This window comes from Acetobacter sp. DsW_54, assembly GCF_002153575.1.
Classification (GTDB): domain Bacteria; phylum Pseudomonadota; class Alphaproteobacteria; order Acetobacterales; family Acetobacteraceae; genus Acetobacter; species Acetobacter fabarum.
On record NZ_JOPD01000024.1, the window covers coordinates 1 to 13,724 of the forward strand.

The 13,724-nt window shown below is 61.3% G+C and carries 12 protein-coding genes and 1 pseudogene; 3 read left to right on the forward strand and 10 right to left on the reverse strand.

Annotated features, from left to right (window positions below):
* From HK20_RS13110 to hrcA, 4 genes and pseudogenes are all read right to left on the reverse strand, one after another.
* Window positions 1-218, reverse strand: a pseudogene (locus HK20_RS13110) (energy transducer TonB); the annotation flags it as partial.
* A 302-nt stretch (window positions 219-520) separates the two neighbouring features.
* Window positions 521-1,652 (reverse strand): peptide chain release factor 2 gene (gene prfB, locus HK20_RS09760; protein WP_098123136.1). Its coding sequence is split into 2 segments (ribosomal slippage): window positions 521-1,582 and window positions 1,584-1,652, totalling 1,131 coding nucleotides; the frame shifts between segments, so codons are not numbered across the junction.
* A gap of 59 nt (window positions 1,653-1,711) precedes the next feature.
* On the reverse strand, window positions 1,712-4,429 hold the full coding sequence (locus HK20_RS09765; RefSeq protein ID WP_086646883.1) for a penicillin-binding protein 1A: 2,718 nt from the start codon (window positions 4,427-4,429) through the stop codon (window positions 1,712-1,714).
* A 108-nt stretch (window positions 4,430-4,537) separates the two neighbouring features.
* Complete coding sequence (gene hrcA / locus HK20_RS09770; protein WP_086646884.1) at window positions 4,538-5,617, reverse strand: heat-inducible transcriptional repressor HrcA; 1,080 nt, start codon at window positions 5,615-5,617, stop codon at window positions 4,538-4,540.
* Between the two features lie 124 nt (window positions 5,618-5,741).
* Between hrcA and rph the strand changes: the two genes are divergently transcribed.
* Together rph and rdgB are read left to right on the forward strand one after the other, a co-directional pair.
* Window positions 5,742-6,470 (forward strand): ribonuclease PH, encoded by a 729-nt coding sequence (gene rph, locus HK20_RS09775; RefSeq protein ID WP_086646885.1) that lies wholly within the window; start codon window positions 5,742-5,744, stop codon window positions 6,468-6,470.
* Between the two features lie 2 nt (window positions 6,471-6,472).
* The gene (gene rdgB / locus HK20_RS09780) at window positions 6,473-7,072 is read left to right on the forward strand and encodes an RdgB/HAM1 family non-canonical purine NTP pyrophosphatase (protein WP_086646886.1); all 600 of its coding nucleotides are present in this window, start codon (window positions 6,473-6,475) and stop codon (window positions 7,070-7,072) included.
* 104 nt (window positions 7,073-7,176) lie between these two features.
* Here the strand turns inward: rdgB and rpsA are convergent, their stop codons facing one another.
* The 3 genes from rpsA to aroA all read right to left on the reverse strand — a co-directional run bounded on the left by rpsA (window position 7,177) and on the right by aroA (window position 11,172).
* Window positions 7,177-8,889, reverse strand: a complete 1,713-nt coding sequence (gene rpsA / locus HK20_RS09785) for a 30S ribosomal protein S1 (RefSeq protein WP_086646887.1) — start codon at window positions 8,887-8,889, stop codon at window positions 7,177-7,179.
* Window positions 8,890-9,172: 283 nt separating this feature from the next.
* Window positions 9,173-9,826, reverse strand: coding sequence for a (d)CMP kinase (cmk, locus tag HK20_RS09790; RefSeq protein ID WP_086646888.1), 654 nt, complete (start codon window positions 9,824-9,826; stop codon window positions 9,173-9,175).
* Entirely contained in the window at window positions 9,823-11,172 is a 1,350-nt protein-coding gene (aroA, locus tag HK20_RS09795) for a 3-phosphoshikimate 1-carboxyvinyltransferase (protein WP_086646943.1), read from the reverse strand. Before aroA ends, cmk begins: the two co-directional genes overlap by 4 nt.
* A 246-nt stretch (window positions 11,173-11,418) precedes the next feature.
* Here aroA and HK20_RS09800 point away from each other — a divergent pair, with 246 nt between their 5' ends.
* Window positions 11,419-11,748, forward strand: a complete 330-nt coding sequence (locus tag HK20_RS09800) for a TIGR02300 family protein (protein ID WP_086646889.1) — start codon at window positions 11,419-11,421, stop codon at window positions 11,746-11,748.
* A 110-nt stretch (window positions 11,749-11,858) separates the two neighbouring features.
* On the opposite strand, the gene folB is transcribed toward HK20_RS09800, so the two are convergent.
* From folB to recR, 3 genes are read right to left on the reverse strand one after another with little or no spacing between them, the layout of a single operon-like run.
* Window positions 11,859-12,257 (reverse strand): dihydroneopterin aldolase, encoded by a 399-nt coding sequence (gene folB, locus HK20_RS09805; RefSeq protein ID WP_086646890.1) that lies wholly within the window; start codon window positions 12,255-12,257, stop codon window positions 11,859-11,861.
* A 4-nt stretch (window positions 12,258-12,261) separates the two neighbouring features.
* Complete coding sequence (locus tag HK20_RS09810) at window positions 12,262-13,068, reverse strand: SDR family oxidoreductase (RefSeq protein WP_086646944.1); 807 nt, start codon at window positions 13,066-13,068, stop codon at window positions 12,262-12,264.
* A gap of 31 nt (window positions 13,069-13,099) precedes the next feature.
* Window positions 13,100-13,696: a recombination mediator RecR gene (gene recR / locus HK20_RS09815; protein ID WP_086646891.1), complete on the reverse strand. Its 597-nt coding sequence runs from the start codon at window positions 13,694-13,696 to the stop codon at window positions 13,100-13,102.
* Window positions 13,697-13,724 lie beyond the last annotated feature (28 nt).

The following is a 13,724-nucleotide window of genomic DNA, read 5'->3' on the forward strand; positions in this document are numbered from 1 at the left end:
GGCGGCGGCGGCGGAGGGGGTGGCGGCGGCAGAACGCGCGTCTGAATGGGCGGTCTGGCCGGCGGGGGCGGGCTGTCACCATTCCCCATCCCGTAGATCAGTCCCCATATGCCCAGCACATGCATGATCAGCACAAGCAGGAACGCAATCACACCAACAGCAGCACTTGCCCGAAAGGCATACTTTGCCGAACCTGGCTGCTGCTCAGGGTTACTCATTCTGGCCCTCCCTCTTCAAGCCGCCAAACAAAACATCTCTGTTTCGCTTTCAGCCACGAAAAACACTCAGGAATTTTAATCTGGCCATATGGCTCAGAACCGGCACGCCTGCTGACATACCTTTATCCATTGGGCTGATTGGGCAATCTGGCACGGCAGATGTCAAGCAGGTTATATGAGAAAAGTTTGCATATGAACTTTATGAAGTTAAGTACTTTATAAACACGAAAAAAGGCGGGCCCCTGCAAGGAGCCCGCCTTTTTTACCATCCCGCGTAACGGACCGGACCAAACAGCCCCGGCCTACTGCGCGCTGGCACTTGCCTCCGAGCGGGTTGCCCCTACGCGCATGGCCAGTGCTGCCGCCATAAATGCGTCCAGCTCCCCATCCAGAACGGCATCGGGGTTGCCGGTTTCAACACTTGTGCGCAGGTCCTTGACCATCTGGTAAGGGGCCAGAACATACGACCGTATCTGGTGCCCCCAGCCAATATCGGTCTTGGCGGCTTCAGCTTCAGCCGCTGCCGCCTCACGCCGTTGCAGTTCGGCTTCGTACATCCGTGCACGCAGCATCTGCATGGCCGTAGCGCGGTTCCTGTGCTGGGAACGGTCTGTCTGGCACGCAACCACAATCCCGGTAGGAATATGGGTGATACGGATAGCGGAATCCGTCTTGTTCACGTGCTGACCACCCGCGCCGGAAGCACGGAAAGTGTCCACCTTCAGGTCCGCGTCATTGATTTCAATTTCAATTGAATCATCAATAACCGGGTAAACCCAGACCGATGCAAAGGACGTCTGGCGGCGGGCGGCTGCATCAAAAGGAGAAATGCGCACAAGCCGGTGCACACCTGCTTCGGTCTTCAGCCAGCCATAGGCATTGGGGCCGGAAACCAGAATGGTTGCGGATTTAAGCCCGGCCTGTTCGCCCTCCGAGCTTTCAATCAGCGTGACCTTGTAATCATGCGCTTCTGCCCAGCGGGTGTACATGCGCAGCATCATTTCGGCCCAGTCCTGCGCCTCCGTGCCACCAGCCCCTGCGTTGACTTCCAGATAGCAGTCATTGCTATCCGCCTCGCCAGAAAGCAGGCTTTCAATCTCACGCCGTTTGGCTTCTTCCGCCAAGGCGCGCAGGCTGGCCAGCCCCTCGGCCACCAGATCGGCATCCCCTTCGGCTTCGGCCATTTCAATCAGCTCGGAGGTGTCGTTCACGTTGGTTTCCAACGCCTGCACACCCTCGATCTGGTTGGCCAGAAGCGTACGCTCGCGCATCATTTTCTGCGCGGCTTCGGGGTTATTCCACAGGTCGGGGTCTTCGGCCTGGTTGTTCAGTTCCGCAAGGCGGGCTTCAGCGACATCCCAGTTAAAGATGCCTCCTCAGCAGTGCGACCGACTGCTTGATCTGTTCGTTAAGGGCTTCTGTCTCGGCGGACATCGGGCCTGTTCTCCATCTGCTTTGGGGGAATTATCGTCCCATTCCGTTCTCTGCGGCCTTCAATAAAGGCCACCCATGCCAATGTCACCCCCAGAAGGTGCGGGAGGGGGTGCGCTGTTGCCTTCGGCCGGGCTGGCCGCAGCCGCACCAGACGGGCCGGAACCATTGACGCTGGCCGCCATATCGCTTTCCGAATCCGGCATGTTCTCGGCCCCTGTATCGGCGGCACTCAGCTCCTGGGCATCCACGTTGCTCAGCAGGTTGGCACTCACACCGGGGAGCTGACCGTCCTTGAACGCATCTATCGCAACACCACGGCCCGTGTCGTAGCTGACCAGTGTCACGCCATCGGGGGCGGCAAAGTCGAGCTTGGGCTGGTCCTTGAGGGCCGCCTTCATCACCTTGTTCCACAACGGGCCGGCAATGGCGCCCCCCGTCTCGTTCCGTCCAAGGGACTGGGGTGTATCAAACCCGACCCACACGACTGTCACCAGTTCAGGCGTGTAACCTGCGAACCAGGCATCGTTAAAGTTCTGGCTGGTGCCGGTTTTGCCTGCGATGGGCGTATCTATGCCCTCACCCGCACGCACACCCGTACCGCGCCGGATAACGTCCTGCAGCATGGTCGTGATCTGGAACGCACTCTGCTCGGATGCCGCCACGGGCCTGTCATCACGCAAAGCAGGAAGATCCTGCGGCGTGAGCACCACAACCGACGGCTGGGAGGAAGGCTGACCAGAGCCCGCACCACCGGCATTCGCCTGCGGTGCATCCGGGTGTATGGCGTCCACCCCATTGGCTGCGCCAGCCCCCGCGGCAGGCAGGGAAGACGCCGCAACCAGAGACAACCCGCTGGCAGGCCGCCAGATGACATGCCCATCACGGTCCTGCACATCATCAATCAGGGTCGGGGTAATCCTGCGCCCTCCGGCGGCAAGGGCGGCGTAGGCTCCGGCCTCCTTGAGAACCGTGGTTTCCACAGCCCCCAGCGCTGCGGGCAGCACGTGGGGCATGCTATCCACCAGCCCGAGCTTGATGGCCGTATCCGCAACCGTGTTCATGCCCAGATGGGCGGCAAGGCGAATGGTCACAAGGTTGCGCGATTCACGCAGCGCGTCATGCAGGGACGTGGGGCCCCAGAAGTCTTTTTCGTAGTTATTGGGGTGCCATGTGCCGTAGGACACGGGGGAGTCATCAAACTCCTGAGAGGGCGATATACCCTGCTCCATGGCCTGTAGATAGACAAATGGCTTGAAGGAGGAGCCCGGCTGGCGCAGCGCCTGCGTGGCCCGGTCAAACTGCGAGGCCTGAAAAGACCACCCCCCCACCAGAGCAAGAACACGCCCCGTGCGGGCGTTCATGGTGACAATAGCGCCTTCCACAACCGGTATCTGCATCAGCGCAACACCGGACTGCCCGCTCTGGGGTTCGACCATCACAATGTCACCCGTGCGGAGGGGGCGGGCCCGGCGGACCCATGCCATATCCTTGGGCTGGATCTGCCCTGTATGGGGTTCACCCCCCTGCGCAACATTGCGGCGGACCACGCTACCTTCCAGCCAGCCGACCTGCCCCTTGTTGCCATCCAGCACAATGGCCAGACGCCACTGGTCCAGCATGCCGGCCGGAGCACTGACCGTGCGCAGGGCGCGCACCCACTCGTCCTGCGTGAGCGGCACAGGGGTATTCAGGTGCGTAACAGGGCCATGCCAGCCACGGTGCTGGCGGTCATACGCCATAAGCCCCTGCTGCAAAATGGTCTGGGCAGCACGCTGGAGAGGCAGGTCCAGACTGGTATGAACATCCAGCCCCCCCTGCATGGTGACATCCTGACCATATTTTTCCAGCAGCTCACGCCGGACTTCCTCGGCAAACCATTCGGAGCCGGGAGCAGGGCCGGGGCGGGAATAGCTGACGCTGACAAGCGGCTCTGCCTCGGCCATACGGGCCTCGGCCTGCGTAATGGCGCCAATATCGGCCATGCGCTCCAGCACCCAGTTGCGGCGGCCCCGCGCTGCATCGGGGAAGCGGGCAGGGTTGTAATTGGTGGGCGACTTGGGCAGCGCCGCCAGAAACGCGACCTCCGCGTTATCCAGCTGGTCCAGAGGTTTGTTAAAATACGTCTGGGCAGCAGCACCAATGCCATAGGCACCGTTACCCAGATAAATTTCGTTCAGGTAAATCTCGAGGATTTTTTCCTTGGGCAGAACCTGCTCGATACGCATGGCCAGAAATGCTTCCTTGGCCTTGCGCTTGAACGAGACAGCATTGCTCCCCAGCAGCATGACGCGGGCAACCTGCTGCGTAATGGTGGACGCACCAATAGGCCTGCGCCCGCGTCCACGTGTCAGGTCGGTCAGGCCCGCGCGGATAATCGCGGCGGGGTCCACACCCTTATGGGTCCAGAACTTCTGGTCTTCCGCCGCGATAAACGCACTTTTCACCCGGTCGGGAATGGCGTTGGAGGGCACAAACACCCGCCGCTCGTCCGCCAGTTCGGCGACAAGCTGGTCATCCGATGCGTACAGGCGGCTCATGACCGGCGGCTGATAGGAGCGCAGGCCATCCACTGTTGGCAGGTCGGCCACAATACTCTGGTATTGCGACCACACCACCACGGCCCCGCCAGCACTGCCCACCAGCAGCACGGCCGCAGCCGTGCCCAGCAGCATACGCCATTGGCGAAAGCGCGGCCTGCCTAACAAAAAGGACCGTGTTGTATCCCGGTCATGGGGGGGGGAAGAATCCGGATCACCAGAAGGTGGAGTGCGTGTCATACCGGTCCTTTATCATTCCCATATTCTGTCGTCTCCTCGCCATTGCCATTCTCTTTACAATCGTGGCGGAATTCCGACCTGTGCTCCAAACCCTGACAGACCCGGCTTTTACGCCTGACCCAGCAGTTCGCCCAATATGCGCGCTGTATAGTCCACCACGGGCACAACACGCCCGTAATTTATGCGCGTCGGGCCAATAACGCCTATGGCCCCGACAATTCTGTTGGCCTCGTTTCTGGCGGGCGCCATGACAACGGACATGCCAGTGGTACCAAACAGACCACTTTCCGCGCCAATAAAGATGCGCACCCCTTCCGAACTTTCAACCAGTTCCAGCAGACGCAGCATTGTCTCCTGCGCTTCCAGCCGGTCAAACAGGGTCTGGATGGCAACAAGGCGCTCCTGCCCGTCCACATCAGCCAGCAGGCGGGACTGGCCACGCACGATCAGCGTGCCGCCACTTTCCCCCCGCTCGGTGTTCCAGATCGCCAGACCACTCTCCACCACCTCGGCAGTCAGGCTGTTCAGCACCGTGCGGTTTTCGCTCATTTCCGCCCCTACGCGGTGGCGCAGGTCGGGCAGGGATGCCCCCATGGCGCGCGCGTTCAGGTAATTGGCAGCCTCCACCAGCGCAGAGGGAGGAGTCCCGGCCGGGATTTCGATCACCCGGTTTTCCACATGTCCATCCGCTCCCACCAGCACCACAAGGGCACGGTTACCACCCAGCGCCACGAACTCTATGTGCTTGATCCCGCCCTCACCCTTGGGGGCCACCACCAGCCCCGCCGCATCGGACATACCTGCGAGCAGGGAGGATGCCTCGGTCAACGTATCCTGCAAGGAGCGTCCGCGCGCTTCCAGCGAATGGCCGATGACCTTCTGCTCATCTTCGGAGAGCGCACCAAACTGGAGCAGCCCATCCACAAACAGACGCAGCCCTTTTTCCGTTGGCAGGCGGCCTGCCGATGTATGCGGGGAAAACAGCAGACCCGCCTCGGTCAGGGAGACCATGACATTGCGGATTGTTGCGGGGGAAAGCGGCTGCCCCAACCGGCGTGAAAGAGTGCGCGACCCCACGGGTTCGCCACTGGCCATGTATTCTTCCACAATCTCGCGCAGGATGTTGGCGGAGCGTCCATCCAGTTCGGGAGGTAGCATTGCTTGGGCGGGCAACAGGCCACGCTTCATGGCTCTCAGGCTCCTTTGGGCGGTCTGATAAGCGATTATAACGGCTTATTTCCGGTTTTACTCCTGCCAAAAGCATTTTATGTGCAGGCGCAACCCTTTGTTATTGTTTTGCAGGAGCAGCAGCATGCGTCCATCAGGCCGACAGGCCGGGCAGATGCGCCCGATTATTATAGAAACCGGCTTTTCCCGCCATGCGGAAGGCTCTGCCCTTATCCGCATTGGTGGCACAGAGGTCCTGTGCACCGCCAGTGTGGAAAACCGTGTTCCCCCCTTCCTGCGCGGCAAGGGCAGCGGGTGGGTTACGGCGGAATATGGCATGCTGCCCCGCGCCACCCATGCCCGCGGCAACCGTGAGGCCGCACGGGGCAAGCAATCCGGCCGCACGCAGGAAATCCAGCGCCTGATCGGCCGCTCCCTGCGCGCAGTTACGGACCTTAAAGCCCTTGGCGAACTCTGCATTACACTGGATTGCGATGTGCTGAACGCCGATGGCGGCACGCGCTGTGCCTCCATTACCGGCGCGTGGGTGGCCCTCCGTCTGGCCCTTGGCAAGCTGGTTGCCAACCGCGTGCTGCAACGCATGCCACTAACCGGGCAGGTCGCTGCCGTATCCTGCGGGCTGACCAGTGCCGGCGCCGTGCTGGACCTTGATTACACGGAAGACAGCGCCGCACTGGCCGACACCAACTTTGTGCTCAGCGCTGATAACCGTATTGTGGAAATTCAGGCCTCGGCCGAACATGCACCCTTTAGCGAGGATGCCTTTAACTCCCTGTTCGCCCTTGCCCGCAAAGGTGCAGGCGAACTGTTTGAAGCCCAGTTGACTGCCGTCAACACAGCAGAGCAGCCCTGAACATGACCAACCCCACCCTTAAATCCGGCGACAGGCTGGTGCTTGCCACGCATAACGCAGGCAAGCTGGCCGAATTTTCCGCCCTTATGGCGGAGTTTGGCATTACCGTACTCTCCGCCGGGGAATTGAACCTGCCCGAACCGGAGGAAACCGCCACAACCTTTGCCGGTAATGCCGCCATCAAGGCGCTGGCAGCCGCCCGGGCCGCCAACCTGCCAGCACTGGCCGATGATTCGGGCCTGTGCGTGAGTGCTCTGGGGGGTGCGCCGGGTATTTACTCCGCCCGCTGGGCTGGCCCGGACAAGGACTTTAACGCCGCCATGGCCCGGATTGAGGAAGGCATCGGGCAGGACGAACGCAATGCGTGGTTTATCTGCGTGCTCTGCCTTGCCTTCCCCGATGGGCGCACATTCAGCTTTGAAGGGCGGATTGACGGGCAGATTGTCTGGCCCCCACGTGGCGCCAACGGCCACGGATATGACCCGATTTTTGAACCCGAAAACCAGACCCGCAGCTTTGCAGAAATGACGGATGAGCAGAAAAACGCCATCAGCCACCGTGCCCGCGCATTTGCGGCCTTCCGCAAGGCCTGTCTGGACTAAAGCATAGCCCATAAAAAAATAGCGCCCTTGTGGGGCGCTATTTTTTGCATGGCAAATGATTCTGCCAAACCGGGATGGCGCAAACCACCCCGGTTTTTTTATGCTCAGTCTTCGGTGTTACGACGACGGATCGCTGCACCCAGAATATCACCGAGCGATGCACCGCTATCTGCGGAGCCGTATTCGTTGATAGCCTGCTTGTCTTCTTCCACTTCGCGGCCCTTGATGGTCAGGGCAACTTTGCGGGATGCACGGTCAACGGACACAACCTTGGCGTCCACACGTTCGCCAACGGCGAAGCGTTCGGGGCGCTGTTCGGCTTTGTCACGAGCCAGTTCCGCACGACGGATGAAGCCGCTCAGAACGTCGTCAACCTTCACTTCAATGCCGTTGGTCTGCACAGCGGTCACGATGCAGGTAACGATCGTGCCCTTCTGGATGCTGGCCAGCGCATCGGCTGCCGGATCTTCCTGAAGCTGCTTGATGCCCAGGGAGATACGTTCTTTTTCCACGTCCACATCCAGAACCTTGGCTTTTACAACCTGGCCCTTTTCGTAGTTCTTCATGGCTTCTTCGCCAGCTTCGTCCCAGGACAGGTCGGACATGTGAACCATGCCGTCGATGTCTGCGGACAGGCCGATGAACAGGCCGAATTCCGTAATGTTGCGGATTTCGCCTTCCACGGTGGAGCCAACCTTGTGTTCTTCGGCGAACTGTTCCCAAGGATTGCGCTGAACCTGCTTCAGACCCAGAGAGATGCGGCGCTTGGAGCTGTCCACATCCAGAACCATCACGTCCACTTCCTGAGAGGTCGCAACGATTTTGCCGGGGTGGACGTTCTTTTTCGTCCAGGACATTTCGGAAACGTGCACCAGACCTTCAACACCGGGTTCCAGCTCAACGAATGCGCCGTAATCGGTAATGTTGGTCACGCGGCCCGTAAAGCGAGCGCCCGGCGGGTACTTAAGTGCCACATTTTCCCACGGATCAGCTTCAAGCTGCTTCATGCCAAGGGAGATGCGCTGCGTTTCGGGGTTGAAGCGGATCACCTGCACGCGTACCGGCTGGCCGATCTGCAGTGCTTCGGAGGGGTGGTTGATGCGCTTCCATGCGATGTCGGTCACATGCAGCAGGCCGTCAACGCCGCCCAGATCAACGAACGCACCGTAATCGGTGATGTTCTTGACCACGCCATCAAGGATCATGCCTTCGGTCAGGCCCTGGATCAGTTCGCTGCGCTGTTCAGCACGCGTTTCTTCCAGAACGGCACGACGGGAGACAACGATGTTGCCACGTGCACGGTCCATCTTCAGAATCTGGAACGGCTGGGGCACACCCATCAGCGGGCCGACGTCACGCACGGGGCGGATGTCCACCTGGCTGCCGGGAAGGAACGCCATGGCGCCGCCCAGATCAACCGTAAAGCCACCTTTAACGCGGCCATAGATGGTGCCGTTAACGCGCTGGTTGGCTTCGAAAGCTTTTTCGAGGCTGGTCCAGGCTTCTTCACGGCGTGCTTTTTCGCGGGAGAGAACGATGCTGCCGTCGCGGTCTTCGTAACGCTCGACGTACAGTTCGATCACATCGCCCGGCTGCACTTCAGGCTTGACGCCCGGAGGTGCGAATTCACGCAGGGAAACGCGGCCTTCGCTCTTCAGGCCGACGTCAACAATGGCGTAGTCGTCGGTCAGACGAACAACGCGACCGCGAACAACGGACCCGTCAAAGCCGGAATCGCGGCCAAGGGTCTCATCAAGAAGGGCGGCAAAATCTTCGCCACGGAAGTGATCCGTGGTCTGGGTGGTGGCTGAAGCCATGTGGTACCGTAAATCCTGAGCCCGCCAGCAACATGCGTGCAGGCTGTTCCTGCGCACCGCAAACTGCGGCACGACTTGCCCGACGGAACGAATGGGTAGCAATACCCCCCGCTTTTTGGGTCAGGCCAGACTGTTATCCAGAAAAACCCGCCATCGGGGCGGATTTCTGTTTGCACAGAGAACACCTGACCCCGGTTTGTCAACTTAAAGCGCCATCCATCACGCAAATGGGGGCAAAAAATGCGTAACCATGGCTTGCGCCCCCTGTACGGGGGGCCTGCACTCAGCCCCGTGCGGCCACGAGTCGTTCCCGCGTAAACCGCAAGGCTTCGGCCAGAACGGCCTGTGCATCCAGCGTGTCCGTCTCAATCACGTATGCGTCATCCGCAACCCGCATGGGTGCGGAATCCCGGCTTGCATCGGCTTCGTCACGCGCGCGCAGGGCGTCTTCCATGGCCTGAAGCTGCGTTTGCGCATCAGGGGCGGCCGGGTCCCCTCCGCTTTGCAAAAAGCGCCTGAGCGTGCGGGTGGCGGGGGATGCGGTAATGAACAGTTTGACATCCGCATCGGGGAAAATGGCCGTGCCAATATCCCGCCCGTCCAGCACGGCCCCCTGCCGGGCAGCAAACCGGCGCTGGGTTTCCACCAGAGCGGCCCGTACCGCAGGCTGGGCCGCCACCTTGCTGGCTGCCAGAGCCGCATCTGGCAGGCGCAGGTCCTTGCGCAGCATGTCCTCTGGCGTCAGGGCCTGAGCAAACCGTTCGGCGGGTTGTGCGGGGTCCTGCCCGGCATCAAGGGCCAGCCGCCCGACTGCACGGTAGAGCAACCCTGTATCCAGATACGGCAGGCCCAGTGCTTCGGCCAGCTTGCGGGCCAGAGTGCCCTTGCCGGCAGCCGCGGGACCATCCACGGCAATAACGGGTCCGCCGCGCGTCATAGTACAAACCCCGCGCCAAGGCTGTTCATGAGATGCAAATAGCCGGGGAAGCTGGTGTCTATGAACGCGGTATCATCTATTTCCACCGGGTTCTGGGCCACCAGCCCCAGCACGGACGCGCTCATGGCCAGCCGGTGGTCCATATGGGTCTGCACCACGCCACCGCCGGGAATGGCGTTGCCGGTGCCGTACACAACCAGATCATCCCCCTCCACTGCGGTTTTAACGCCGTTGTTTTCCAGCAGCGCCACGGTTGCGGCCAGACGGTCGCTTTCCTTCACGCGCAGTTCTTCCACTCCGCAAAAGCGCGATACGCCAGAAGCATGCGCCGCCGCCACAGCCAGAATGGGGTATTCATCAATCATGGACGGAGCACGGTCGGCAGGTACAGTCACGCCTTTGAGGCTGGATGCACGCACATGCAAATCCCCCACCAGTTCGCCCCCTTCGGTGCGGATATTGGTGACCTCAAGCTGTGCGCCCATTTCCTGCAAGGTAATGAACAGGCCGGTGCGCAGGGGGTTCAGCCCCACGGTGGAAATTGTAATATCCGCCCCCGGCACCAGCAGTGCCGCAACAATAGGGAAGGCGGCGGAGGACGGGTCCCCCGGCACCACCACATCACGCGCAACAAGGTCCGGGCGGCCCTGCAGCAGAATAACCCGGCCACCCTGTGGGGTTTCCTCCACCTTAACGTGCGCACCAAAGTGGCGGAGCATGTTTTCGGTATGGTCCCGGGTGGCTACGGGTTCTTCCACCCGTGTCTGCCCCTGTGCGTTCAGCCCGGCCAGCAGCACGGCGGATTTGACCTGCGCAGAGGCCACGGGCAGGCGGTAATCCAGCGGTTTGGGGTCCGCCAGACCATGAATGGCCATGGGCAGGCGTCCGCCCTCACGCGCCATAAAGGTGGCCCCGGTACCTGCCAGTGGGTCCATAACGCGCTTCATGGGCCTACGGCGCAGGCTGGCGTCCCCCGTCATGACCGACACCATGCCGTGGCTGGCCAGAATACCGGACAAAAGACGGGCCGCCGTGCCGGAATTGCCCATATCCAGCACATCCTCAGGCTCACGCAGCTTGCCAATGCCCAGACCACTCACGCGCCAGTCCCCCGGTGCGTGCTGCGCTACCTGTGCACCCAGCGCGCGCATGGCCGCCGCTGTGCGCAGAACGTCCTCCCCTTCCAAAAGCCCGGTAATATGGGTTTCCCCCCGTGCGAGGGAGGCAAACATAAGGGCGCGGTGGCTGATGGATTTATCACCCGGCACACGGATGGAACCGGAAAGAGGGGCCTGCGCGCGCGTAACCCGCAGCGGACGGGCGGAGGGGGAGGATACGTGTGTCATGCTCTTTTCATTCCGGCGGGACGGCCTGCAAGTCAATCCGGGCAGGGGCAGAAAAAGAGGGGTGGGGATGCAGAAAATACCACCTTTTGCAAACTCCGGGTTTGACACGACCCGAAACACAGTGGCATTGGGCATCGCCTTAACAGTCTGGTTCGAGTCCTGTCCCAGCACTCCGGTGCTGTTCGGGGTTCGTTCGTGTTCCGGGGCGTTGGCCCCAATATCTGCTCAGGATTGACAGGTAGCAAGATGTCCCAGCCCGATCTCGGCACCAAACGCGTCTGCGTGTCCTGTGGTGCCCGTTTTTATGACCTGAACCGCGCACCCGCCATTTGCCCCAAATGCGGAACGGAACAGCCTGCTCTGGTGCCGCGCCTGCGCCGCAACTCTGACAGCCTGTCCCCCGTTCCAGCGAGTGCTGCCCCCATCAAGAAGGCCGATGAAGATATCGATATCGACACCGATGACGATACGGACGACGATGATGTGATGGAAGACACCGCTGATCTGGATGATGATGACGACGACATCAGCTCAGACATCGATGTCAACACGGATTCGGAAGACCACGAATCCTGACCCCTCAGGGGGTTCTGAACATCTGTGTTTCAGACCAAAAAAAAAGCCCGCTGGCATACAGCGGGCTTTTTTTATGCCGCCAGCCCCGGCTGGCAGGCCGGGGCCAGAAATCAGCTTGCAGGGCGGCGCTCTATTTCCACGCCCACACCTTCTATTTCTGCAAACACATCCAGTTTTTCTATGCGCACACGCACAACACGCACGCGGTCATCGCTCAGCACGCCGGAGGCTATGCGTTCGGCCAGTGTTTCCACCAGCCGCACATGCCCTTCACGCACAATACGGTGCACAAGCTGGACCACCCGCTCGTACGAGACCGTACGGCTCAGGTCATCCGGCCCGACCTCCAGATCCGTGCGGTCATCCACCCCATAATGGACCGACACCCGAATACGCTGGGTTACACCCTGCTCATGCGGGAACACGCCAATATGGGCATCAAGCACCATGTTCTTCAAAAACAGGCAACGCAGCGGCGGCTGGTCGGCCCACGGAGCAAAAACGGCCATTCTTTTATTCTTCCACGGCATGTCCGGCCAACAGGGCCGGGGACCATTGCAGGTGTTGCCCACTGTTCAGGGTCAGCATCTGCCCGGTCACAAAGGGCTGGGCCAAAAGGGCAAGGGTTGCCCGCGCAGCCTGATCAGGCAAAGCGTCCTGGCCGGGGGGCACAGACGCGCATTGCCGTGCAGACTGCTCCTGCATCGGCCCGGAGCCGGGCAGGGCAGGACCGGGAGCAGAACCCAAGGCGTTAACCCTGATCCCTTTGGGGGCAAGGGCCTGCGCCATGGTCTGTGTGAGTGTCCACAGCGCAGTTTTGGATACGGTATGGCTGACAAAGTACGGCGATAGGGGCCACACATGCTCATCCAGCATATTCAGCACCATGCCCTGTGCCCCTTGGGGCAACCCCTTGGCAAAGGCCTGAATCAGCACAAAGGGCGCACGCAGGTTGGGCTTCATGTGCAGCATCCAGCTTTCCAGCGAGGCACTGTCCCATTCATCCTGCTCACAGGTGGAGGTATTGTTGACCAGCACACCCAAAGGGCCGCCAAGAGCCTGCGCAGCCTGCCCATACAGGGCCTGCACCTGCTCCTCCCGCATGAAGTCGGCCTGTAGCACACAGCCGGTGCGGCCTAGCGCGCGCACGGCATGCAATATGCCCTCCGCCCCGGCCCTGTTGGCGCGGTCATGGATGGCCACATCAAACCCGGCCTGCGCAAGACCAAGCGCAATGGCCTGACCAAACCGCTCGCTACCCCCGGTTACCAGAGCGCGGCGTGGTATGGCCGGGCTGATCGGCTGCATGTCCACGGGTATGTTTCTTCCCTTAATGGTTGGCGCCACTCTGTCAGGCAGGGCGACGAGCACCCAGAGCCGCGGCTAGAGTGCCATCGTCCAGCACATCCAGAGCGCCCCCCATGGGCACGCCTTGCGCCACACGGCTGATGGTCAGCCCCTCATATGCTTCCAGCTGATCCATCAGCCAGTGCATGGTGGTGGCTCCTTCCACCGTGGCGCCCAGAGCCAGAATAACCTCGCGCACGGTGCCTTCATGCAGGCGGGTCATCAGGGCGGATACGTTAAGGTCTTCCGGCCCAACCCCAGCCAGAGGGGACAGGGTACCCCCCAGAACCTGATAAACACCCCTATGGACCCCCGCACGTTCAAGCGCCCACAGGTCCCCCACTGTTTCCACCACACACACCAGCCCCCTGTCACGCAGCGGGTCGGTGCAGATGTGGCACGGGTCCGATGTATCCAGATTCCCGCAGGAGGAGCAGGTGCGAATGGCCTCCCCCGCCCGTTCCATGGCGCGGGCCAGCGGGGCCAGCCGTGTATGGGGCTCGCGGAGCAGGTACAGCGCCACACGCCGGGCCGAGCGCGGGCCAAAACCCGGCAGGCGCCCCAGCAGGCGAATAAGCTGCTCTATTTCCTGACCACCCATGCCCGCCTGCTTTCCCCCGCGCTCAAGG

Coding starts and splice junctions, on each gene's coding strand:
- HK20_RS09765 (WP_086646883.1), bottom strand. CDS start 4,429: ATGACACGCACTCCACCTTCTGGTGATCCGGATTCTTCCCCCCCCCAT.
- hrcA (WP_086646884.1), bottom strand. CDS start 5,617: ATGAAGCGTGGCCTGTTGCCCGCCCAAGCAATGCTACCTCCCGAACTG.
- rph (WP_086646885.1), top strand. CDS start 5,742: ATGCGTCCATCAGGCCGACAGGCCGGGCAGATGCGCCCGATTATTATA.
- rdgB (WP_086646886.1), top strand. CDS start 6,473: ATGACCAACCCCACCCTTAAATCCGGCGACAGGCTGGTGCTTGCCACG.
- rpsA (WP_086646887.1), bottom strand. CDS start 8,889: ATGGCTTCAGCCACCACCCAGACCACGGATCACTTCCGTGGCGAAGAT.
- cmk (WP_086646888.1), bottom strand. CDS start 9,826: ATGACGCGCGGCGGACCCGTTATTGCCGTGGATGGTCCCGCGGCTGCC.
- aroA (WP_086646943.1), bottom strand. CDS start 11,172: ATGACACACGTATCCTCCCCCTCCGCCCGTCCGCTGCGGGTTACGCGC.
- HK20_RS09800 (WP_086646889.1), top strand. CDS start 11,419: ATGTCCCAGCCCGATCTCGGCACCAAACGCGTCTGCGTGTCCTGTGGT.
- folB (WP_086646890.1), bottom strand. CDS start 12,257: ATGGCCGTTTTTGCTCCGTGGGCCGACCAGCCGCCGCTGCGTTGCCTG.
- recR (WP_086646891.1), bottom strand. CDS start 13,696: ATGGGTGGTCAGGAAATAGAGCAGCTTATTCGCCTGCTGGGGCGCCTG.